At 65.2% G+C, this 22,462-nt stretch carries 23 protein-coding genes; 5 read left to right on the top strand and 18 right to left on the bottom strand.

Annotated elements, in window-relative coordinates; genetic code table 11:
- Window positions 1–45 precede the first annotated feature (45 nt).
- From CH286_RS19230 to CH286_RS19215, 4 genes are read right to left on the bottom strand one after another with little or no spacing between them, the layout of a single operon-like run.
- Window positions 46–654, bottom strand: coding sequence for a response regulator transcription factor (locus CH286_RS19230; protein WP_094610095.1), 609 nt, complete (start codon window positions 652–654; stop codon window positions 46–48).
- Complete coding sequence (locus tag CH286_RS19225) at window positions 651–1,760, bottom strand: sensor histidine kinase (RefSeq protein ID WP_094610131.1); 1,110 nt, start codon at window positions 1,758–1,760, stop codon at window positions 651–653. The genes CH286_RS19230 and CH286_RS19225 overlap by 4 nt, the downstream gene beginning before the upstream one ends.
- 46 nt (window positions 1,761–1,806) lie before the next feature.
- A complete protein-coding gene (locus CH286_RS19220; protein WP_032402424.1) occupies window positions 1,807–2,610 on the bottom strand; it encodes an ABC transporter permease in 804 nt (267 codons plus the stop codon).
- Window positions 2,607–3,521, bottom strand: coding sequence for an ABC transporter ATP-binding protein (locus CH286_RS19215; RefSeq protein ID WP_037150992.1), 915 nt, complete (start codon window positions 3,519–3,521; stop codon window positions 2,607–2,609). The genes CH286_RS19220 and CH286_RS19215 overlap by 4 nt, the downstream gene beginning before the upstream one ends.
- A 122-nt stretch (window positions 3,522–3,643) precedes the next feature.
- Here CH286_RS19215 and CH286_RS19210 point away from each other — a divergent pair, with 122 nt between their 5' ends.
- The gene (locus CH286_RS19210; protein WP_255182709.1) at window positions 3,644–5,677 is read left to right on the top strand and encodes a TPM domain-containing protein; all 2,034 of its coding nucleotides are present in this window, start codon (window positions 3,644–3,646) and stop codon (window positions 5,675–5,677) included.
- A gap of 65 nt (window positions 5,678–5,742) precedes the next feature.
- Here CH286_RS19210 and CH286_RS19205 read toward each other — a convergent pair whose 3' ends face one another.
- On the bottom strand, window positions 5,743–7,128 hold the full coding sequence (locus CH286_RS19205; protein ID WP_032379159.1) for a glycine--tRNA ligase: 1,386 nt from the start codon (window positions 7,126–7,128) through the stop codon (window positions 5,743–5,745).
- Between the two features lie 325 nt (window positions 7,129–7,453).
- Between CH286_RS19205 and CH286_RS19200 the strand changes: the two genes are divergently transcribed.
- Both CH286_RS19200 and CH286_RS19195 read left to right on the top strand, forming a co-directional pair.
- Complete coding sequence (locus CH286_RS19200) at window positions 7,454–7,792, top strand: ArsR/SmtB family transcription factor (protein WP_032379570.1); 339 nt, start codon at window positions 7,454–7,456, stop codon at window positions 7,790–7,792.
- Window positions 7,789–8,229 carry a Fur family transcriptional regulator gene (locus CH286_RS19195; protein WP_032402421.1) on the top strand — a complete coding sequence of 147 codons (441 nt, stop codon included), beginning with the start codon at window positions 7,789–7,791 and terminating at the stop codon, window positions 8,227–8,229. Before CH286_RS19200 ends, CH286_RS19195 begins: the two co-directional genes overlap by 4 nt.
- A 7-nt stretch (window positions 8,230–8,236) precedes the next feature.
- Here the strand turns inward: CH286_RS19195 and CH286_RS19190 are convergent, their stop codons facing one another.
- From CH286_RS19190 to recO, 4 genes are read right to left on the bottom strand one after another with little or no spacing between them, the layout of a single operon-like run.
- Window positions 8,237–9,229, bottom strand: a complete 993-nt coding sequence (locus CH286_RS19190) for an iron-siderophore ABC transporter substrate-binding protein (protein ID WP_094610094.1) — start codon at window positions 9,227–9,229, stop codon at window positions 8,237–8,239.
- Between the two features lie 49 nt (window positions 9,230–9,278).
- A complete protein-coding gene (locus CH286_RS19185) occupies window positions 9,279–9,701 on the bottom strand; it encodes a hypothetical protein (RefSeq protein WP_094610093.1) in 423 nt (140 codons plus the stop codon).
- Window positions 9,694–10,512, bottom strand: coding sequence for an isoprenyl transferase (locus CH286_RS19180; protein ID WP_052058432.1), 819 nt, complete (start codon window positions 10,510–10,512; stop codon window positions 9,694–9,696). The genes CH286_RS19185 and CH286_RS19180 overlap by 8 nt, the downstream gene beginning before the upstream one ends.
- Window positions 10,469–11,302, bottom strand: a complete 834-nt coding sequence (gene recO / locus CH286_RS19175; RefSeq protein ID WP_008715506.1) for a DNA repair protein RecO — start codon at window positions 11,300–11,302, stop codon at window positions 10,469–10,471. The genes CH286_RS19180 and recO overlap by 44 nt, the downstream gene beginning before the upstream one ends.
- Before the next feature lie 73 nt (window positions 11,303–11,375).
- Between recO and CH286_RS19170 the strand changes: the two genes are divergently transcribed.
- Window positions 11,376–12,797, top strand: coding sequence for an amidase (locus CH286_RS19170; protein WP_094610092.1), 1,422 nt, complete (start codon window positions 11,376–11,378; stop codon window positions 12,795–12,797).
- An 18-nt stretch (window positions 12,798–12,815) separates the two neighbouring features.
- On the opposite strand, the gene era is transcribed toward CH286_RS19170, so the two are convergent.
- The 8 genes from era to hrcA all read right to left on the bottom strand — a co-directional run bounded on the left by era (window position 12,816) and on the right by hrcA (window position 20,664).
- Window positions 12,816–13,730 carry a GTPase Era gene (gene era / locus CH286_RS19165; RefSeq protein ID WP_032379164.1) on the bottom strand — a complete coding sequence of 305 codons (915 nt, stop codon included), beginning with the start codon at window positions 13,728–13,730 and terminating at the stop codon, window positions 12,816–12,818.
- Between the two features lie 17 nt (window positions 13,731–13,747).
- A complete protein-coding gene (locus CH286_RS19160) occupies window positions 13,748–15,070 on the bottom strand; it encodes a hemolysin family protein (RefSeq protein ID WP_094610129.1) in 1,323 nt (440 codons plus the stop codon).
- Between the two features lie 40 nt (window positions 15,071–15,110).
- On the bottom strand, window positions 15,111–15,653 hold the full coding sequence (gene ybeY, locus CH286_RS19155; protein ID WP_032379166.1) for an rRNA maturation RNase YbeY: 543 nt from the start codon (window positions 15,651–15,653) through the stop codon (window positions 15,111–15,113).
- Between the two features lie 47 nt (window positions 15,654–15,700).
- Window positions 15,701–16,744 (bottom strand): PhoH family protein, encoded by a 1,044-nt coding sequence (locus tag CH286_RS19150; RefSeq protein WP_094610091.1) that lies wholly within the window; start codon window positions 16,742–16,744, stop codon window positions 15,701–15,703.
- A 94-nt stretch (window positions 16,745–16,838) separates the two neighbouring features.
- Window positions 16,839–17,594 carry an alpha/beta hydrolase family protein gene (locus tag CH286_RS19145; protein WP_094610090.1) on the bottom strand — a complete coding sequence of 252 codons (756 nt, stop codon included), beginning with the start codon at window positions 17,592–17,594 and terminating at the stop codon, window positions 16,839–16,841.
- Window positions 17,591–18,364 carry a 16S rRNA (uracil(1498)-N(3))-methyltransferase gene (locus CH286_RS19140; protein WP_094610089.1) on the bottom strand — a complete coding sequence of 258 codons (774 nt, stop codon included), beginning with the start codon at window positions 18,362–18,364 and terminating at the stop codon, window positions 17,591–17,593. The genes CH286_RS19145 and CH286_RS19140 overlap by 4 nt, the downstream gene beginning before the upstream one ends.
- Before the next feature lie 3 nt (window positions 18,365–18,367).
- Complete coding sequence (dnaJ, locus tag CH286_RS19135; protein WP_094610088.1) at window positions 18,368–19,522, bottom strand: molecular chaperone DnaJ; 1,155 nt, start codon at window positions 19,520–19,522, stop codon at window positions 18,368–18,370.
- A 98-nt stretch (window positions 19,523–19,620) separates the two neighbouring features.
- Window positions 19,621–20,664, bottom strand: coding sequence for a heat-inducible transcriptional repressor HrcA (hrcA, locus tag CH286_RS19130; protein ID WP_032379171.1), 1,044 nt, complete (start codon window positions 20,662–20,664; stop codon window positions 19,621–19,623).
- A gap of 133 nt (window positions 20,665–20,797) precedes the next feature.
- On the opposite strand from hrcA, the gene CH286_RS19125 reads away from it, so the two are divergent.
- On the top strand, window positions 20,798–21,103 hold the full coding sequence (locus CH286_RS19125; protein ID WP_008715485.1) for a type II toxin-antitoxin system VapB family antitoxin: 306 nt from the start codon (window positions 20,798–20,800) through the stop codon (window positions 21,101–21,103).
- Between the two features lie 64 nt (window positions 21,104–21,167).
- On the opposite strand, the gene hemW is transcribed toward CH286_RS19125, so the two are convergent.
- Entirely contained in the window at window positions 21,168–22,379 is a 1,212-nt protein-coding gene (gene hemW, locus CH286_RS19120; protein ID WP_094610087.1) for a radical SAM family heme chaperone HemW, read from the bottom strand.
- Window positions 22,380–22,462: the final 83 nt, after the last annotated feature.

The raw sequence follows: 22,462 nt of genomic DNA, 5'->3' as shown, positions 1-22,462 counted from the left end.
TGCCAGGCCCGCGCATCGGCTCGGTCACGGCGCGCCTCGTAGGAGCTACAGCCACCCGCGGTCCTCGGCCACTCGAACCGCTTCCGCACGAGTAGTGGTACCGGTCTTGCCTATCGCGGACGACAGGTGGTTGCGCACCGTTCCCTCCGACAGGTGCACCGCGGCAGCGATGGAGCCGGCCGTCCCACCCTGCGCTGCTGCGCGGAGAACCTCCTGCTCACGGGCGGTCAGAGGCGATACGCCGTCGGTCAAGGTCTCGGTCGCCAGCGCCGGATCGACGACGCGGAGCCCCATGTGCACCCGTCGAACTGCATCGGCCAGCTGCTTGGCGGGAGTGTCCTTGACCACGAAACCGGACGCACCCGCATCTATGGCGCGGCGGAGGTATCCGGGGCGGCCGAACGTGGTGACGATCAGCACTCTCGACTCGGGTGCCACCAGGGTCAGCTCGGCGGCCACGTCGATTCCGTTCTTGCCCGGCATCTCGACGTCGAGCAGTACGACGTCGGGTCGATGCTCCAGCACAGCCGCAACCACTTCGTCCCCTCGCCCCACCTCCGCCACGACGTCGAGATCGTGCTCGAGACCGAGCAGTGCTGCGAGGGCTCCACGCACCAGAGCTTGATCGTCGGCCAGCAACAGTCTGATACTCATGGTGCCGCGACCTCCACCTTGAATCCGCCGGTCGGAACCCGGGCGACCGTCAGTGAACCACCGGCAGCGCTCACGCGTTCCCCCAACCCGCGAAGCCCGTTTCCCCCGCAGGTGTCCTCGGCAGGTCCGCGTCCGTCGTCGACGATGGAAATGCTCGACGGCGTCAGCGTCACTCGGCAGTGTTGCGCGTGCGAGTGTCGAACCACGTTGGTCACCGCTTCACGCAGGACCCAGCCGAACAGTTCGCGGTGTCTCAGCGGCACCATATCGGCATCGGCGGGCAGGTCGACATCGATGGCTGCGGCCACCAGTGCTGTTCTTGCACTGGCCAATTCGGTGCCGATGTCGATCTGGCGCATGCCGCCGACGGTGCTGCGAACATCGGCGAGTGCTTGCCGGGCAAGGGTTTCCACCTCCGCGATCTCGACTGCCGCTCGGGCGGCATCGATCTCGAGCAGCCGTCCGGCCAGTTCGCTCTTGACGGTGATGACTGTCAGGGAGTGCCCGAGAATGTCGTGTACGTCCCGGCTCATCCGCTCACGTTCGGCGACGATCGCCAGATCTGCCAATTGCTGCCTGGCAACGGCCAATTCGTGGTTGCGCTGAAATACCTGAGTGATGCCCCATGCCGCAGCCGAACTGATCAACAGCTGAAACGCGAAGAAGTTGTCGGGCTCCCAGGAATCGATGAAGCGAGGCGTCAGTTCGACGATCACCACCATCACCGCGACCAACGTCCACGCCTGCCGGACCGGCAGGGTCATCATCGCCAGCACCGCGATGTAGACGGTGGCGCCGAAGCCGGTGGTTCCGACCAATGCACTCATCGCGACTGTCAGGGCGACCATCGCACCGAGTGCGATCCACGCCTGCGAGGTGGGCAGCGGATGTCCTCGGCGGTGGCCGTTGCGGAACCGCCAGAAGGTGGTCGTGAACACCGCACCGAAACCGACGATCGCAATGATCCCGGCAGCCCGGGCCGCGATCGACGGCAGAGCGAGAATCTCGTTCAACGGGTAGATCAGGTAGATCAGCCAGATGGCTCCGAACATCCAGCCGTATCGCCAGACCCTCCCCTCCGGCAGGTCGGCGGTGAACGTGGTCATGTCGCCCACGGTATCCCCGTGGGCGACACGATCAGCAGTTTCGGCGTCAGGCACGCTTGGTGTCTTTTCGGAACAGCAGGGCCGCTCCGGCTACGAACACCGCGGCCCACACCACCAGGTTCACCACGGCGATCGCCAGAGTGCCCGCGTCGGCTGACGTGAACGGCGCTCGGGCCACCGTGGCCAAGCCGTAGAGCGGGGTGAACTTGGCCAGCATCGGGAACCAGCCGCTGTCGCCGAGAGGGACGAACAATCCGCCGGCCAGGGCGAGGAAGGCCAGCACCGGTCCGAGGATCTGCATGACGTTCTCCGACGGCAGCAGGTAGCCCATGAACAACCCGAATGCGGCGAACACCGCAGATCCGAGCCACGCGATCACACCGCAGGCGAGCCACACCCAGATCGGCATGTCGGCTCCGAAGAACTTGGCGACGACGAATACCACGACGATCGCTGCAGCACCCATTGTCATGGCCACGAGGACCTTGGTGATGATGTAGGCCACGGGCTTGAGCGGGGTCAACCGCAGCTGCCTGCTCCACCCCTGCGCCCGTTCGACCGATACCATGGCTCCCCCGCTGGTCGTTGCCAGCATCGCTCCGTAGACGGCCATGCTGATGGCGATGTAGCCCGTGACGTTGCCGTGCGCGAAGGAGTAGTCGGTCTTGAAGTCCGACTGTGTACCGAAGATGACGAAGAACACCGGCGGCATCACCAACGTGAAGATCAGCGTCCGCTTGTTTCGGAACAGTCTGCGGATTTCGAGCCCGAGGAAGGTGGGCGAGAATCCGCCCCAGGCAACGGCTCTGGCGGATGTGCGGGCGGTTGCGGACTGCGTGGTGGTGGTCATCGGATACTCCCGGCGAGTTCGGTGTCGGCATCGGTGGTCAGGGCGAGGAAGGCGTCCTCGAGGTTCCGCGAGACGATCTCCAGATCGGTCGCATGCGCGTCGTTCAGTAGGTACCGGGCCACGGAGTCGGAATCTCGGCCGTGCACGATCACCCGATCGCCACGAGTCTCCACGCGGTCGACCCCGGGCAGAGCGAGCAACATCGATCGATCGACGCCGGGCAAGGTCGCGGTGACGGTGCGTCCAGCAGCCAGGTTCTTCACCTCGGCGGCGCTACCGTCGGCGACGATCTTGCCGTGCCGCACCAGCACGATCCGGTCGGCGTAGGCATCGGCCTCGTCGAGATAGTGCGTCGCGAACAGCACCGTTCGGCCGGTACTCGCGTCCTGGCGAATGGCGTTCCAGAAATCGCGACGCCCCTCGACGTCCATGCCCGTGGTCGGCTCGTCCAACACCAACAGATCCGGGTCGGGCAACAGAGCGAGCGCGAATCGCAGTCGCTGTTGCTGGCCGCCGGAGCATTTCGCCACTCGACGGTCGCCGATGTCGGCGATGCCTGCCCGGGTCAGCACCTCTTTCACCGAACGGGTGTGGGCGAACAGTGCCGATGTCAGCTCGACGGTTTCGCGGACGGTCAGGTCGCGGAGCAACCCACCGGTCTGCATGACGGCCGAGATGCGCCCCTGGGCGATGGCGTCGGCGGGCGTTCCTCCGAACACCGACACCGACCCGGTGGTGGGTGTTGCCAGGCCGAGCATCATGTCGATGGTCGTCGTCTTACCCGCTCCGTTGGGTCCGAGGAATGCGACGACCTCGCCCGGTTCGATCGACAGGCTCAGCCCGTCCACCGCACGGACAGATCCGTATGTCTTGGTGACGCCTCGCAGTTCGACTGCCTTCGTTGTGGTCATGACAGTTACTCTGCTGCGGCCCGAGCCCATGCACCTCGACCGAGCGTCACGATTGCACGATGACAACTGTCATGGATCGACCTGCTCGATTCGGACACGACCCAGCCGGTAGATTTCATCGCATGGCAGTCCAGCACCGGCGGCACCCCAGCGCCACAGTCCGTAGGTCGGTCCATCGATTTCGTCGTCTCGCCGCTACGGGTGCTCTGACCCTGTTCGCCGCGGTCCTGCTCGCACCGGGGGTTGCATCCGCCGAGGCTCCCTCGCGACTGGCCACCCAGATCACCGACAACGTCCAGGCTCTCGACCCTGATTCGCTGGCCGAGGTGCAGACCTCCATCGACGACCTCTACAGCAGCAGCCAGCTCAGGCTGTGGGTCACCTACGTGGCAGATTTCGACAACATGTCGGCAACGAACTGGGCCCAGCAGACATATGAACGAAGCGACCTCGGTCAGCGTGACGTCCTGCTCGCAGTCGCGACCGTCGATCGCTCGTACTACCTCGCCGTCAACACCGGACTCTCGCAGATCACCACGGCCGAGCAGGACGACATTCGCGTCAACGACGTCGAACCCGCACTGGGCGAAGAGGATTGGTCGGGAGCGGCCATAGCGGCCGCAGGCGCTCTCGGCGAGGCCTATGCGTCGAGCGGCGACGGTGGTTCGTCGGCACCGCTGCTGATCGGTGTCGGTGTGTTGGCGGTTGCAGGCGGCGGCGCTGTCGTCTACTCCTCGCGGCGCAAGAAGGCCAGGGTGGCCGCCGAGGTGGACGCCGTGGCGAAGATCGACCCGAGCGACCCGGCCGCACTGGCCAAGTTCCCGATAGACGTTCTCGACACCCGCGCCAAGGAAATTCTGATCGAGACCGACAACGCCGTGCGCGCGAGCGAAGAAGAATTGACCCTTGCCCGAGGCGAATTCGGCGATTCGGCAGCCGCTCCGTTCATCACGGCGTACGACAACGCCAAGAAAGCTCTGGCCTCTGCCTTCGAGATCCGTCAGCGCCTCGACGACGCCATTCCAGAGACCCCCGATCAGCGGCGGGCGATGCTCGTCGAGATCATCTCCTCGTGCGGTCAGGCAGATCGCGAGCTCGACTCTCGGGTCGAGGAGTTCGACGGATTCCGCGACCTCGTGATGAATGCCGGCTCGCATCTCGACGAGCTCACCCAAGCCAGCATCGGCTTGACGGTGCGCATTCCGCAGTCCGAAACCGTACTTGCTCAGCTGCATTCGGAATTCTCCGAGACCGCTTTGAAGTCGATAGCCGACAACGTAACGATGGCCAAGGATCGAGTTGCGCTGGCCGAGGAGAACATCGAAGCCGGCCGCAAGGCCGCAGCACTCCCGCCAGGAAAGCAGGGTCCGGCCGTCACCGCGATTCGGACCGCAGAACGAGCCCTCGATCAGGCGAAGTCTCTGCTCGATGGAGTCGACCACGCCCGCGACGACATCGGGCACGCGATAGCCACCCTGGCCGACGCCATCGCCGACGTCCGACGCGACATCGAGCAGGCCCGCGGACTGGCCGAACACGGCGGTGCCGAACTGCAGGCGGCGATGGCCGCGGCACAGACTGCGTTGAAGAATGCGGAGACAGCGCAGTCGAGCGACCCGCTCGGCAGTTACACCGCCCTTGCCGCAGCAGATTCCGAACTCGAGAAGATCGTCGACGAAGCGTCGGCGGAGAAGGCCGCCGAGGATCAGCTGCGGGCGCGTCTGGAACGCGATATCGCGGCTGCTCAGGCGCAGATCACCGCTGCAGCGGACTACATCTCGACGCGGCGCGGCGGCGTGGGTGCCGATGCTCGAACGCGGTTGTCCGAAGCCGAACGGCATCTCGGCGCGGCTCGTCAACTCGAACCCGAGAACCCTGACGAGGCCCTCAAGCACGCGCATGCCGCCAGCCAGTTGGCCTCGCGCGCGTCGCAGATCGCCCAGTCCGATGTGCAGAACTGGGAAAACCGTCACGGTCCACGCGGCGGCGGTAGCGGCGGCAACGTTGCTGGCGCTGTGCTCGGCGGAATCCTGATCAACAGCGTTCTACGCGGAGGTGGCGGAGGATTCGGCGGCGGCTTCGGTGGTGGCGGGGGCTTCGGCGGCGGCGGTGGAGGCGGCGGCGGCGGCTTCGGCGGTGGTGGCGGCCGCTTCTGATTCGACCCCGATATGCCACAGGGCCCGATCTCACGAGGAGATCGGGCCCTGTGGTGTTGTGAGCTCTATGCGCCGATCAGTCGGGACGCGATGTAGCCCTCGACCTGATCGAGAGCCACGCGCTCCTGCGCCATCGTGTCGCGTTCGCGGATGGTGACGGCGTGGTCATCGAGGGTGTCGAAGTCGACGGTGATGCAGAACGGGGTACCGATCTCGTCCTGACGACGATAGCGGCGACCGATCGCTCCGGCGTCGTCGAATTCGACGTTCCAGTACTGACGCAGTTGCTGCGCAAGATCTTTCGCCTTCGGCGTCAGATCGGCGTTACGCGAGAGCGGGAGCACCGCTACCTTCACCGGGGCAAGACGGCGATCGAGCTTGAGCACGACACGCTTGTCGACACCGCCCTTGGCGTTGGGAGCCTCGTCCTCGGTGTACGCGTCGACGAGGAACGCCATCAGCGAACGCGTCAGGCCTGCCGCCGGTTCGATGACATACGGGGTGTAGCGAGTGTCGGTGGCCTGCTCGTAGTAGCTCAGGTCCTGGCCCGACGCCTTCGAGTGCACCGACAGGTCGTAATCGGTGCGGTTCGCGACACCCTCGAGCTCACCCCACGCACTGCCCTGGAAACCGAACTTGTACTCGATGTCCACGGTGCGCTTGGAGTAGTGCGACAGCTTCTCCTTGGCGTGCTCGTAGAGCCGCAGGTTCTCCGGATCGATACCGAGATCGGTGTACCACTTCATGCGGTAGTCGATCCAGTACTGATGCCACTCGTCGTCCTCGCCGGGCTTGACGAAGAATTCCATCTCCATCTGCTCGAATTCGCGGGTGCGGAAGATGAAGTTTCCGGGAGTGATCTCGTTACGGAAGCTCTTGCCGATCTGGCCGATACCAAAGGGCGGCTTCTTGCGCGAGGTGGTCAACACGTTGGCGAAGTTGACGAAGATGCCCTGCGCAGTCTCTGGACGCAGGTAATGCAGGCCCTCTTCGTTGTCGACCGGGCCGAGGAAGGTCTTGAGCAGGCCCGAGAACGCACGCGGCTCGGTCCACGAACCGGGCTCGCCGGTCTCGGGGTCGCGGATATCGGCCAGGCCGTTCTCCGGCGGATGGCCGTGCTTCTCTTCGTAGGCCTCGATGAGGTGATCGGCGCGGTACCGCTTGTGTGTGTGCAGCGACTCCACCAGCGGGTCCGAGAACGTCTCGACGTGACCGGACGCCTCCCACACCTGACGGGGCAGGATCACCGACGAGTCGAGCCCGACGGTGTCGTCCCGGCTGGTGATCATGTTGCGCCACCACTGCTTCTTGATGTTCTCCTTGAGCTCGACGCCCAACGGGCCGTAATCCCAGGCCGACTTGGTACCGCCGTAGATCTCGCCGCACGGGTAGACGAGGCCTCTGCGCTTGGCGAGGTTGGCGACGGTTTCGACTTTGGACTTGGGTGCCACTGGCGGAGCTCTCCATCTTCGGTTACATCGTGATTCTCGGTCACATCGCTCGAGGGGTGACGCGGGCGGTTTTCGCCCTGATCAGACTATCTGGCTCGGCGGGCGAATCCGAACACCGGTCGAGTTCGGAATTGACATGCGTACTTGTGCATATCACAATGAATACGATTTGCAATAGCGATAACTGCACTAACCTGATGCCATGACATCGATTGTGCAGAGAGAGTTCGCCGAGAACGAGTCGGCAACCGAAGGAGCCGCAACCGTGTCCACCGAGCAGGCCGTTCACACAGATTCGCCGGATCGGCAGGACCCCGAGCATCCGATGCACGAGAACGACCCGTTCGCCGCCGCTCCCCCGGCCCACATTCCGCCGAAGGAGACCCTGGCCGCGGCCGGCGACATTCTGCGCGCGCTTGCGGCCCCGGTGCGGATCGCGATCGTGCTGCAGCTGCGCGAGTCCGAGCGATGCGTCCACGAACTCGTGGTCGCCCTCGGTGTCACGCAGCCGTTGATCAGCCAGCACCTCCGGGTACTCAAGGCTGCGGGTGTGGTGCGTGGAGAACGCAACGGCCGCGAGGTCCTGTACCGACTCGTCGACGATCACCTCTCCCACATCGTCGTCGACGCCGTGGCCCACGCCGAGGAAGGCCGGAACCTGTGACCGAGAAGTCCACCGATACCGCAACGCCGAGACGACCCGTCGTGGTCGGAGTACGAGCCACGAAGCAACGCAGTGCGATCTCGGACTTGCTCGACACCATCGAGGAATTCAAATCTGCACAAGACCTGCACGACGAATTACGTAAGCGCGGTGAGGGAATCGGCCTGACAACCGTCTATCGCACGCTCCAGACGCTGGCCGACGCCGGCACGGTGGACGTGCTTCGCACCGACAACGGCGAGTCGGTCTACCGGCGTTGCTCCTCGGGCCATCATCACCACCTGGTGTGCCGAGCATGCGGATTCACCGTCGAGGTCGAGGGGCCCACCGTCGAGAAGTGGTCCCAGACTGTCGCCGAGTCCAATGGCTTCACCGACGTGAGTCACACCATCGAAATTTTCGGCACCTGCAGTCAGTGCAGCGCGGCGGGTCGCTGAACCTCGCTCACGTCAGGGCGTCGGCCACGCGAGGCACCACCGCGTCGATGGCGAACGGTATCGACAGAACCGAGTTGTACGTGATCGCGCCGCGCTGATCGGTGGACAGCGGAAGGATCGCATCGTTGCGCGCTGCCTTCAATGTCCCGAAGATCGGATTTTCCGCCACGACGTCGATGGGCTCACCCGTGCCGAGGTACAGCACCACATCGGCGTCGAGCATCGAGATGTTCTCCAGCGAGACCGGTACGAAGAAGTTCGTGCCGTCGTCCTGAGCGAGAATGGGCTCCGGAACCTTCAATCCCAACGAGGTGACGAACGTACCGCGGGCATCGCCGGGTAGGAACGCACCGAACTGCCCGTCGTAGGGAAGCACCACGGCGGCAGTCCTGCCCGCGAACTCGGGGTGTTCCGTGCGAACCTGCTCGAGCAACGCGGTCGTCTGCGCATTGAGCTCCTCGCCACGCTCGGATTCGCCCATCGCGCGCGAGATGGTGTCGGTGGCCACCTCTCGATCGACGGCATATGCCGCCGATCCCGCCGGTCGAGCGATCGTCGGGGCGATGTCACTGAGTTTTGTGTAGGTGGCCTCGTCGAAGCCGGCGTTCAGCCCGGTGATCAAATCCGGTGCCAGAGAGGCGATCAGCTCGAAGTTCGGTTCGGACTCCGAGCCCAGCAGTGTCAATGGTGCGTCGCCCACCAACTCGTCGGTCCACGGACCGAGTCCGGTCTCGTAGAAGGTGTACCCGGTGTTCCCGACCGGCACAGTGCCGAGGGCAATGACGGCGTCGGCGTCGGACACTCCGAGTGTGACGATGCGAGTGGGCTTCTCCGGAACGGTCGTGCTGCCGTAGATGTGGTCGATGACGACCGGGAAGACACCGTCGGCCGACGGGGTACCCGATTCGCCGGTATCTGCGGTCGAGCAGGCCGTCAGGGATACACCGAGGACGATCACCGCCACCACTGCCGTCAGCATTCGGGTCGACCGCATTGTCATCGCATCCGCCTCTACTCGAAGTAAGTACAGGCATACCTTAGCTGACCGATCAGGGCAGCAGGCCTTCCCGTGCTTTCTCGACGCCGGCGAGCACCAGGATCAGCATCGTCAACATGGCCTCGTCGTCCAGCCCGTTCGCCGGAAAGGTGTAGCGCAGCAACACATCTGCGAGCTTGTCGTGAGTATTGACGGAGATCGCGCCGAATTGCGAATCCGCATTGCGGTCCGAGACCTTCTTGTGCAGCGCCGCCTTGAGCGGCCTGTCCCACGCCAACACCGCGGTGAGCGAGAGCACCTCGAGTTCGGGTGACAGCTGTACGGCCCGCAACGAGCACAGGGCACCGGCGTAGTCGAAACCGAGTGACCCCTCCTCGCCGACGGTCACCGTGGCGAACTGCGACAGCGCCAGCCGAGCACGCGTCTGCAACGTCAACTGATCGGAGCTGTCGATACCCTGTACTTCGTCACTCATATTTCACTCCGCCGAATCGTCGATCACGCGAAGCGAATTCGATACACGCCTCCCACAGGTCCCGGCGGTCGAAATCCGGGAAGAGCTTCTTCTGGAATACGAACTCCGCATATGCGGATTGCCACAGCAGGAAGTTCGACGTTCGCTGCTCCCCCGACGGTCGCAGGAACAAGTCCACGTCCGGCATATCCGCTTCGTCGAGGTACTTCGCGACGGTTGCCTCGGTGATCTTCTCGGGGTTCAGCTTGCCTGCGGCAACCTGTCGGGCAATTTCCCTTGTCGCATCGGCAATCTCGGCACGCCCACCGTAATTGACGCACATCGTCAACGTCATCACGGTGTTGTGCTTCGTCAGCTCCTCGGCCACTTCGAGTTCCTTGATGACGCTGCCCCACAACCTGGGTCGCCGACCGGCCCAGCGGACCCGGACGCCCATCTCGTTCATCTCGTCGCGTCGACGACGAATGACGTCACGGTTGAAGCCCATCAGAAACTTGACCTCGTCGGGACTGCGCTTCCAGTTCTCCGTCGAGAAGGCGTACGCGGACAACCACTGCACACCGATCTCGATACATCCGCAGACGGTGTCCATGAGCACCGCTTCGCCCTGCTCGTGCCCCGCGGTGCGCGGCAGACCGCGATCCTGCGCCCACCGACCGTTGCCGTCCATCACCAAGGCGACGTGGCGAGGTATGAGTTCCGGCTGCAGAATCGGCGGCCGAGCGCCCGACGGGTGCGGGTCGGGAGGGCGCACTGCCGACTGTCCGTCAGGCCGGGGTTGCGGCTCTCGTCGTCGAATCACGGTCCCCATCCTGCCCGACGGTATCGGCGAACACGGAGTCAGGTTGCGCCAGCGGCACCTGATGCGGGTGCGAGCGTTCGATGAGTGGAAGTGTGCGCAATTGTCGTTCCAGATGCCATTGCAGATGCGCCGCCACCAGCCCACTGGCCTGCTTGCGAACCGCATCGGAGGTGGTGACGGTGTAGTCCCACTCGCCTCGTTCGAGCGCGACCATCAGATCCAGGACCCCGGTCGACGGCGTCGCCGATCCGGGCGGGCGGCAGTGCACACACACCGCTCCACCGGCGGCGACATGAAATGCGCGATGTGGCCCGACTGCGGCGCAGCGCGCACAATCGGTCAGTGCGGGTGCCCATCCGGCGAAGCCCATGGCGCGCAGCAGATAAGCGTCGAGCACCAGCTCGGGAGGGCGGACGTGCTGGGCAAGCGCTCGAAGCGCTCCGACGGTCAGCTGATGCAGTCGCTGCGCCGGTGCATGCTCCTCGCCCGCCAGTCGTTCGGCGGTCTCGAGAACGGCACAACCGGTGGTGTAGCGGCCGTAATCGGCGACGATGTCTCCGCCGAACGCGTCGACGGTGTGCACTTGGGTGACGATGTCGAGGTTGCGTCCCGGATAGAGCAGTACGTCGATGTGCGCGAACGGTTCCAGCCGTGCACCGAACTTGGACTTGGTACGACGCACCCCTTTGGCGACGGCCCGTACGATACCGTTCTCCCTGGTCAACAACGTGACGATGCGGTCGGCCTCACCCAGCTTGTGCTGGCGCAGGACGACTGCGTTGTCACGGTATGGCCTCACGGCTTCCAGTCTCCCACGGGTGCCGCATCGGTGGCCGCTTCCCGCGCTGGAGAGAAGTCGATACTGTGCGAACGTGGATTTTCATCGGTCGACTCTCGTTGCCCAGGCCGCCGCACTCGCGTCGGGTCGCATCACCTCGGTACAGGCGGTCACCGAATCACTCGACCGGATCGAGAAGAGCCAACCCACTCTCAACGCCTTCCGAATAGTGCGCCGCGACGCCGCACTCGCCGAGGCCGCCGAGGCGGATCGACTGCGCGCCGCCGGTGGAACCGCGCCCCTGCTCGGCGTTCCGATCGCCGTCAAGGACGATGTGGATGTCACCGGCGAGCCCACCGCCTTCGGCTGCGCCGGGCCCTTTCCGCCTGCCACCGCAGACTCGGAGGTGGTGCGCAGACTGCGCGCGGCCGGAGCGGTGATCGTGGGCAAGACCAACAGCCCCGAGCTTGGCCAATGGCCGTTCACCGGCGGCACCTTCGGACACACCCGTAATCCGTGGGACCGCGAGCGCACCCCCGGCGGCTCCTCGGGTGGCAGTTCTGCAGCGGTGGCTGCCGAATTGGTCTCGGCTGCACTGGGTTCCGACGGTGCCGGCTCGGTTCGGATCCCGGCGTCGTGGACCAATCTCGTGGGCATCAAGCCGCAACGGGGACGGATATCGACGTGGCCGGACGCCGAGGCCTTCAACGGCATCACCGTCATCGGCCCGCTCGCGCGCACGGTGGCCGACGCCGCTCTTCTCCTCGACGTGGTCTCCGGTGGCCACGACGGCGATCTGCATCGCCCGGCTCCGTTGACCGTCTCGGATGCTGTCGGACGCAACCCCGGCTCGCTGCGAATAGCGCTGAGCCTGCGCAAGCCGTTCATCCCGACGCCTGCCCCGCTGGACCCGGAGATCGCGGCCGCGGCGTACGAGATGGCCGCGGTGCTGCGATTGCTCGGACACCAGGTGGTCGTCGACGATCCCGCATACGGAATGTTGCTGGGGCTCAACTTCTTACCGCGCTCGCTGGCAGGCGTTGCCACGTGGCTCGATCGCCTTCCCGATCCGGCCCTCGCCGACCCAAGGACCCGAGCCAACGCCAAGAGCGGCCGGGCCCTCGCCGGAGCCCCGTTGCGCGCAGCCCGCGCGGCCGAACCGCGCATCGGGCGCCGCATCGGCCGGTTCTTCGACGACTACGACATCGTGCTCGCCCCGACCACGGCAACTCCCCCGCCGCGGGTCGACGCCATCGACGGCATCTCCAACACCGACACCGATCGGGTCATCACCGAGCATTGCCCCTACACGTGGCCGTGGAATGTCCTGGGCTGGCCCAGCGTGAACGTCCCCGCGGGTCTGACGAAGAGCGGCCTTCCCATCGGACTGCAGTTGATGGGACACGAATCATCGGAGCCACTGCTGGTGTCGGTTGCCGCTCAACTCGAGAACGTGCTGCAGTGGCACCGCAAGCGCCCCGAACCGTGGTGGACCCAGGTGAGTGAAACTTCGTAGTCTGCTCACCTGGGAAGGTCAGAAGCCGAGCTTGCCCATCTGCTTGGGGTCGGTTTGCCAGTCCTTGGCGATTTTCACGTGCAGGTCCAGATAGATCCTGGTGCCGAGCAACTTCTCGATCTGCAATCGCGACGCCGTGCCGACCTCTTTGAGTCGTGAGCCGCCCTTGCCGATGATGATGGCCTTCTGACTCGACCGCTCGACGTAGAGAATCGCGTGCACGTCGAGCATGTTGTCATGACCCTCGCGGGGCACGACTTCTTCGATGACAACGGCCAGCGAGTGAGGTAGCTCATCGCGGACGCCTTCGAGCGCGGCCTCCCGAATGAGCTCGGCCATGAGGATTTCCTCCGGCTCGTCGGTCAGCTCACCGTCGGGGTAGAACGCCGGTCCCGGTGGCAGTTCCGACGCCAGCAGATCTACCAGCTTCTCCACCTGCTCACCGGATTCGGCCGATACCGGAATCACGTGGCTGGAGTCGCCGAGGAGCTTCGACAGCGCCATCAACTGCTGCACGACGCGTTCCTTCTTGACCTTGTCGATCTTGGTGACGATGCCGATCAAGGTGGTCTTGGGGGCGATGTGGCGAACCTGCTCGAGGATCCATCGGTCCCCCGGTCCGATCTTCTCGTCGGCCGGGATACACAGGCCGATGACGTCGACCTCGGAGTACGTGTCCTGCACCAGATCGTTGAGTCGCTGCCCCAGAAGCGTTCTGGGGCGGTGCAATCCAGGTGTGTCGACGAGGATCAACTGCGCGTGCTCGCGGTGCACGATGCCGCGGATGGTGTGCCGCGTCGTCTGCGGACGCGAGGACGTGATGGCGATCTTCGACCCCACCAACGCATTGGTCAGGGTGGACTTGCCGGTGTTGGGTCGGCCTACGAAACAGACGAATCCGGATCGGAACTCACCGTTGTTCTGCTCGGACAAAAGAGCACCTCCAGATTTCAGTGTTGGTGAGTGACGTCCGACGAGTCGTCGTCCTCGGTGGATTCTTCGTCGGGTTCGATCTTTTCGACCAGCACGGTGGTGATGCGGACGCGCCCCTTGGGGTCGGCCCCACCTTCACCGCGCAGCAGCAGTCCGTGGGTCATCACCTGAGCACCGGGCAGCGGCACGCGGCCCAGCTCGTGTCCGAGCAGTCCGCCGACGGTGTCGACCTCCTCGGATTCGATCTCGATCCCGAAGATCTCGCCGAGGTCTTCGAGCGGCACTCGCGAGGACACCCGATACCGTCCGTCGTCGAGCTCCTCGATGGGCGCAACTTCGTCGGAGTCGTATTCGTCGGCGATCTCACCGACGATTTCCTCGATGACGTCCTCGATGGTCACCAGGCCTGCGATGCCTCCGTATTCGTCGACCAACAGGGCCATGTGGTTTCGATCGCGCTGCATCTCGGCGAGCAGACTGTCGAGTGCCTTGGAGTCGGGAACGAACACAGCCGGACGCATCAGCTCGGACACCTGCACCCCGCGGCCACCATCGGTGGAGTAATACGTCTGCTGCACAAGGTCTTTGAGGTAGACGACGCCGACCACGTCGTCCACGTTCTCGCCGATCACCGGGATGCGCGAGTGCCCACTGCGTACAGCCAACGACGTGGCTTGGCCGGCCGACTTGTCCGACTCGATCCACACCATCTCGGGCCGCGGGACCATGACCTCACGGGCGGAGGTGTCCCCCAACTCGAACACGGATTGAATCATCCGCCGCTCGTCGTCGGCCACGACGCCGCGCTCGCGGGCCATGTCCACCAACTCGCGCAGTTCGATCTCGGATGCGAACGGGCCGTTGCGAAATCCCTTACCCGGGGTGATCGCATTACCGATGAGAATGAGCAGCCTGCTGATCGGTCCGAGGAGCCACCCGAGCGCGCGCAGCGGAAACGCTGCCGCGAGAGCGATCGAGTACGCGTTCTGCCGGCCGAGGGTTCGCGGTCCGACACCGATCACGACGTAGCTGACCAGCACCATGACCACTGCGGTGATGACCAGGGCCGTCGTGGAATCGATCAGCTGTGTCAGGCCGCCCGCGAGCAGGACGGTGCCGCCGATTTCGCACAGGATGCGCAGTAGCACCATCAAGTTGACGTAGCGAGGACGGTCGGCGACCACAACGACGAGTCCGGTGGCACCGGGTCGCTCGTCCTTGACCATGTCGTCGATCCGCGCACGCGACACCGTGTTCAGCGCGGAATCGACGGCGGCGAACATTCCACCGAGAGGCACCAGAAGGACAGCGAAAACGATGAGTGCAACAGCACTGCTCACGCGTCGGAACCCCGCACTTCGACCGGTCCGAACAGGCACATCACCGATCGACACCGTCGACGAAACCGGCTTTTCCGAGCAACCGTGCATCGCGAGCAGCCTGTTCTGCGGCCTGCTCGGCGCGCCTGGCATCCTCGTACCATTCGGCGAGCAGACGGTTCTGCAGCTCGAACATTTCTTTTTCTTCGTCCGGCTCGGCGTGGTCGTAGCCGAGCAGATGCAACACTCCGTGCACCGTCAGCAATGCGAGCTCGTGCTCGAGCGAATGGCCCGCAGCAGCAGCCTGATCCGCAGCGAACGACGGGCACAGCACGATGTCGCCGAGCATGGCCGGTCCGGGTTCGGGCGCATCGGGACGACCGCCCGGCTCGAGCTCGTCCATCGGAAACGACATCACGTCGGTGGGGCCGGGCAGATCCATCCACCGCATGTGCAGGTCCGCCATCGTGGCCGAATCCACCAGCACCATCGACAGTTCCGCGGCGGGATGCACGTCCATGCCGGCGATCGCGAACCGTGCGACCGAGACCAGCTCGGGTTCGGAGATGTCCATCCCCGACTCGTTGGACACTTCGATACTCATCTAGCCACTACCCACGCTCTCGTTGCCTGTCGTTTCGTACACCTGAATCATCTTCTCGCCGAACGCGGTCCACCGCTGCGGCGTTGCTCGCGGTTGGGAATCACACCTTCCGATGCCGACTCGAAGCGCTCGTATGCGTCGACGATTTCCGAGACCAGGCGATGCCGCACCACGTCACTGCTGGTGAGCTGCGCGAAGTGGATGTCGTCGAGGTCGGTGAGAATCTCGGATGCGGCACGCAATCCCGATTTTGCGCCACCCGGAAGGTCGACCTGGGTGACGTCGCCGGTGACCACGATCTTCGAGCCGAACCCCAGACGCGTCAGAAACATCTTCATCTGCTCGGCCGTGGTGTTCTGCGCCTCGTCGAGAATGATGAACGCGTCGTTGAGCGTGCGGCCGCGCATGTAGGCGAGCGGGGCGACTTCGATGACCCCTGCTTGCATCAGCTTGGGGATCGCTTCGTCGTCCATCATGTCGTGCAACGCGTCGTGCAGCGGGCGCAGGTACGGGTCGATCTTCTCGTGCAAGGTACCGGGCAGAAAGCCGAGGCGCTCCCCCGCTTCCACTGCCGGACGCGTCAGGATGATGCGGCTGACCTGCTTGGTCTGCAATGCCTGAACGGCCTTGGCCATCGCGAGGTACGTCTTGCCGGTACCGGCAGGTCCGATGCCGAACACGATGGTGTTGGAGTCGATCGCGTCCACGTACCGCTTCTGGTTCAGCGTTTTGGGCCGGATCGTCTTGCCGCGACGCGAGAGGATGTCCAAGCTCAGGACCTCGGCCGGCGAATCCGACACGCCCTCGGTGAGCATGGCGATCGAGCGGCGGACGGCGTCGGGAGTCAGCGGCTGGGCGCGCTTGGCGATCGCGGCCAACTCGGAGATCACCCGTTCGGCCAGCGCCACGTCGGCCACTTTTCCGGTGAGCGTCACGGCGTTTCCTCGTACGTGGATGTCTGCCGTCAGCATCTGCTCGAGCGCCCGCAGGTTCTCGTCGGACTGTCCCAGCAGTGGCATCACTGCTTCGGGGGCGAGCTCCAAGGTGGACCGAACATCACGCTCGGCGGGAAATTCGCTGTGTTCACTCACGTGGTGGCTATGGCCTGCTCTCTTGTTTCGGTTGTGGAGACATGGGGCGGTGTTCGAATGAAGTTTAACGCCGCAGCATCGATGCGCATTCCTATTACTCGCCGCTTCGGCCCAGCACGGCGTCGAGCGAGAGTGCCCAACACCGCGAATCCGGGTTCAGGAACGCGAAGTGGTCCTCGCCAGGGACCATCGTCAGCCGCGCGTCGTCTCCGGCTGCTCTCGCCGTCTCGACGTACCGCTCGCTCTGCACCGCCGGGACCTGAACGTCCTCGGACCCGTGCAGGCAGATCGTCGGGATACCGATGGGTGCACGGGCAGCAGGCGAGGCCGATCGGTACAGCGCGGGGTCGTCCTCGTATCGAGCCTGCAGCAACGCCTCGACCGCCGGATTGGTTCGACCCGACGCACCACGCGGTTCCAGGTCGAGGACGCCGGCCTGCGAGACGATGCGCGACGGCCGCACTGTCGTACTCGTTTCGCCGCCGAGCCACACTGCCAGGTGTCCGCCTGCGGAGTGTCCGATGACGCGAACGTCGTCGATGCCGGCCGGGGCGTGGTGTTGCACCGCACCGGCAACGACGTCGAGAGCTGCGAGGACGTCGGACTGCATCTCCGGCCAGTGCCCACCTGCGCCGACGCGTCGGTACTCGATGTTCCACGCCACCGCCCCGGCTGCCGCGACAGCGCGCGCGAATTGGGTGCCGAGGTTCGATCCGTACTGCCCGCTCCAGAATCCGCCGTGTATCACCACGACGACCGGCGTCGACGCATCGACGGGCTCGGGCGGCAGATAGAGATGGCCGAATTGCTCGGCATGATCGCCGTAGGCAATCTTGATCCGTGCGCTCATGCGTTCCGAAAATCCGGGGGCAGTTGCGTCCAGCGAGAGGTGAGCACCCCCAGCGCGCCGAGTGCCACAGCTCCTGCCGTCGACGTCCTCAGCACCGTGGGTCCCAGCACCACCGGGGTCGCCCCGGCTTCGGTGAGAGCAGCAACTTCCCGGTCGTCGAGGCCACCTTCGGGTCCGACGACGAGCGCAACCTCGGGAACCGAGTCGAACGGCAGGTCCCGAAACGCCGAGGTGGCACCCTCGTGCAGCACGGCAACAACCCCGCCGCGCGCGATGATCGCGCCGACCAGGGCATACACGGCACGCGAATCATGCAGGTCGGAGACCTCGGGGATGTATGCCCGACGCGACTGCTTGGCTGCCTCGGCCGCAGTACTGCGCCACCGTGCGACGCCCTTGATCGCCTTGGGTCCTTCCCAGCGCGCCACGCAGCGCGCGGACTGCCAGGGCACAACAGCGTCGACGCCTGCCTCGGTGGCCAGCTCGATGGCGAGTTCCGATCGGTCCGCCTTCGGCAATGCCTGCACGAGCGTCACCACCGGAGTGGGACGCGGCATCTCGCTGCGCGACTGCACGGTCAGTTCCAGTCGGTTCTTCTCCGCTGCGACGACGACCGTATCGGCCAAGCCGCCCGCGCCGTCACCGAGAAGCACCCGCTCTCCGACGCGAATGCGTCGCACCGTCGCGGCGTGATGCCCCTCCTTACCGTCGAGCACGGCGATATCGCCGACCTTCGGCAGCGGCGAGAGATAGAAGACCGTGGGGGCCATGGATCAACGACCGCTGAACGCTTCCCGCAACCGCGAGAACAGTCCACCGCTGTGTGCGGAACCGGTGGTGACGACCTCGGCCGAGTCGCGATCTCGCATCGACTTGAGCTGTTCGAGCAGTTGGGTCTGCTTGCTGTCCAGCTTGGTCGGCACGATGACCTCGAGGTGGGCATGCAGGTCACCGCGAATACCGGAACGTAGCTTGGGCATACCGTGCCCGCGCAACACGGTCGTCGAATTCGGTTGTGTGCCTTGTTCTATCGAAATCTCGGTAGGCCCGTCGATGATCGCATCGATGTTCACCGAGGTGCCGAGTGCGGCGTCGACCATCGGAACTCGGACGGTGCAGTGCAGATCGTCGCCGTCGCGGACGAACACCTCGTGCTGCTGTTCGACGATTTCCACGTACAGATCTCCCGCGGGGCCACCGCCCGGGCCGACCTCACCCTGCGAGGCAAGACGGATCCGCATGCCGTTGCTCACGCCGACGGGAACCTTGACCGAGATGTCGCGACGCGAGCGCACCCGCCCGTCGCCGCCACACTTGCGGCAAGGATCGGGAATGGTCTCGCCTGCACCGCGGCAGGTGGGGCACGGGCGGCTGGTCATGACCTGGCCGAGGAACGAGCGCTGCACCGACTGCACCTCACCGGCACCGCCGCAGGTTTCGCACCGAACCGGCTTGGAGTCGCCGTTGGTGCCCGAGCCGGTGCACAGGTCGCACAGGATCGCGGTGTCGACGGTGATGTGCTTGGTCACGCCGGTGGCGCACTCGTCGAGGGTCAGCTTGGTCCGCAGCAGCGAATCCGCTCCCGGCTGCACACGCCCCTTGGGCCCGCGCTGGGCCCCACCGGCACCGCCGCCGAAGAATGCCTCGAAAACATCCCCCAGGCCACCGCCGAATCCGGCTCCACCGAACCCACCGCCGCCTCCGCCGCCCTGCTGCAGCGGGTCGCCGCCGAGGTCGACGATGCGACGCTTCTCCGGATCGGAGAGCACCTCGTAGGCGGTGGAGATGTCCTTGAACCGGGCCTGTGCGGCCTCGTCCGGATTGACGTCCGGGTGCAGTTCTCGCGCCAGTTTTCGGTAGGCGCGCTTGATCTCCTGGTCAGTCGCCTGCTGGCCGACGCCCAAAGTCCCGTAATAATCCCGTGCCACGTCGTCTCTTTCGTCCTAGAAGATGAATCTCGTTCGTTGATGCTGCGTGCCGGCGGCCCGTGCCCCCGCTGCCGGTCTTCGATCGGTTCTCGCTCGTCTCAGCGCTCGGCCAGGACCTCGCCGATGTACCTGGCAACCGCGGCGACCGATGCAATTGTTCCTGGGTAGTCCATCCGGGTCGGCCCCAGAACACCCATTCCTCCGAGGACCATGCCAGCCGACCCGTAGCCGGTGGAAATCACCGACGTTCCACGCATCTCCTCGACCTGCGTTTCCTCACCGATCCGCACGGTCACGGTGCGGGTGTCCTGCGTCACTGCGAGCAGTTTGAGCACCACCACTTGCTCTTCCAACGCCTCGAGTACCGCTCGGAGCGATCCGGGAAACCCCGCGTCGCCGGCGAAGTCCGCGGCGTTGCGCGTCAGGTTCGCCGTTCCGCCGAGTACCAGGCGTTCCTCGGGGTGCTCGACCAGCGATTCAACCAGCACCGTGGCCGATCGGATCATGGCGTCCCGCAGCCCGGCCGGAGCGTTCTCGGCGAGTTCGGCCACCGCGACGGACGCGGCGGCCAGTCGCTTTCCTTCCAGCGCGCTGCCGAGCAGGCGACGCAGCTGCGACAGGTTCTCGTCGTCGAGGACGTCACCGAGCTCGACGATGCGCTGATCGACCCGACCCGAGTCGGTGATGAGCACCAGCAGCAACCGAGCCGGGGTGAGCGCCACCACCTCGAGGTGCCGAACCGATGACGCCGACAGTGTGGGGTACTGCACCACGGCAACCTGACGAGTCAACTGAGCCAGCAGTCGGACGCCGCGCCGCAGTACATCGTCCAGGTCGACGCCGTTCTCGAGGAATTCCAGGATGGCCCGGCGTTCGGCCGCCGACAGCGGCTTGACGTCGGCGATCCGATCGACGAACTGGCGATACCCCTTGTCGGTCGGTACCCGTCCGGAGCTGGTGTGCGGTTGAGCGATGTACCCCTCGGCCTCGAGCACAGCCATGTCGTTGCGCACGGTGGCACTCGACACGCCGAGGTTGTGTCGCTCGACCAACGCCCGTGAACCGACGGGTTCCTGGGTGGACACGTAGTCCGCCACGATCGCTCGTAGAACCTCGAACCGCCTGTCGTCGGTGCTCGACATCGGTGCCCACCTCCGTTCTCGTTTCCAATCGTCGCTCGAGTCTAGTAGCCGAGGCACGCATGCTCGTGCAAGGCCTTACTGTGGTCCGGGTGGAAACGTTCTTTCGATTCGGTCCAGCGGCTCAGGCCTCGCGATGATCTTCAAGGGTGTTCGTGACGGTAAGCCGTACCCCGAGCACGGCCTGTCCATCCGCGACTGGTCGAGAATCCCGCCACGCCAGCTCCGTCTGGACGAGATCGTCACCACGACAAAGGTGCTCGAACTCGACCGATTGCTGTCCGAGGACTCCACCTTCTACGGCGACCTCTTCCCCCACGCCGTGCAATTCCGCGGCGTCATCTATCTCGAAGACGGTCTGCACCGAGCCGTGCGTGCAGCACTGCGGAACCGAACGGTGTTGCACGCCAGAGTGTTCGATTACGACGCCCTGGGTGCCTGAGGGTACGAAGGTCCTGGAAACGCTGAGTGCCTGAGTAGGCGCTGAGTGCCTGAGTAGGTCTGCGCTACGCCGCTGCGATGCTGCGCACTACCGCGTCGGCGAGCAATCGTCCTCGGTCGGTCAGCACGAGATGGTCCCCCCGCGCCGCCATCAACCCGTCTACGACCGCCTGTTCGGCAGCGGCGCGCTCGGCCGGCCCGAGCACGCTCACCGGCACTCCCGTGCGGAGTCGGACGGTCAACATCAGCTCCTCCAGGTGTCGATCCTCGGCGCTGAGTAATTCGCTGCCGTGCACCGGCAGTACCCCGGTGGCCAGGCGATCGGCGTATGCCGCCGGGTGTTTGACGTTCCAGAACCGGGTGCCGCCGATGTGGCTGTGTGCGCCCGGACCCGCGCCCCACCAGTCGCCGCCGTCCCAGTAGCCGATGTTGTGGCGGCACTGCGCGTCGGCATCGGTGGCCCAGTTCGACACCTCGTACCAGGAAAGGCCGGCTGCGTTCAGAGCCGTGTCGATGCGTTCGTATCGACTCGCAAGCACGTCGTCATCCGGGGCGGGCAGCTCACCGCGGCGCACTTTGCGGGCCATGGCCGTACCGTCCTCGACGATCAGCGCGTACGCCGAGACGTGGTCGACGCCGGCCTCGAGCACGGCGGCAAGAGATTGATCGAGGTCGCTGTCTCGCTCGCCCGGAGTGCCGTAGATGAGGTCGAGGTTGACGTGCTCGAACCCGGCCGCGCGAGCCTCCTTCGCCGCAGCGACCGCTCGACCTGGCGTGTGGGTGCGATCGAGAACTGCGAGCACATGCGGTGCGGCGGACTGCATTCCGAGCGAGACCCGGGTGAAGCCCGCGGTGCGGAGTCGGTCGAAGAACTCCGGAGACGTCGACTCCGGGTTCGATTCGGTGGTCACCTCGCCGCCGTCGGTGACGCCGAAACTCGACCGGACCGCCCCGAGTACGTCGGCCAACCCGTCGCCCCCGAGCAGCGACGGTGTGCCACCGCCGACGAAGACGGTGTCGGCCGTCGGAACGCGACCCGTTCCCGCTTCGATGAGACCCGCGGCGATGTCGAGTTCGCGGCGCAAGCCCTCCAACCAGGACTGCGGCGACGCCGACGTACCGAGCTCCCCAGCCGTGTAGGTATTGAAGTCGCAGTAGCCGCATCGCGTGGCGCAGAACGGAACGTGCACGTAGATCCCGAACGCCCGGTCCCCCACGCCGTCGAACGCCTCGGTCGGCAACTCGAAGGTGGACGGGACGGGTACGACGGTATTCACGGTCTCCAGTCTCCCAGAGAGTGCAGGCCCTTCTCCCCACCCGCCGCCGAGAGCAATCGCAGCAGCCCTGCCAGCCTATTTAC

The sequence above is a fragment of the Rhodococcus sp. WWJCD1 genome (assembly GCF_002258735.1).
Taxonomy (GTDB): domain Bacteria; phylum Actinomycetota; class Actinomycetes; order Mycobacteriales; family Mycobacteriaceae; genus Rhodococcoides.
The sequence above is the reverse complement of the archived record's forward strand: the minus strand, read 5'-3'. Positions and strand labels throughout refer to the sequence as shown.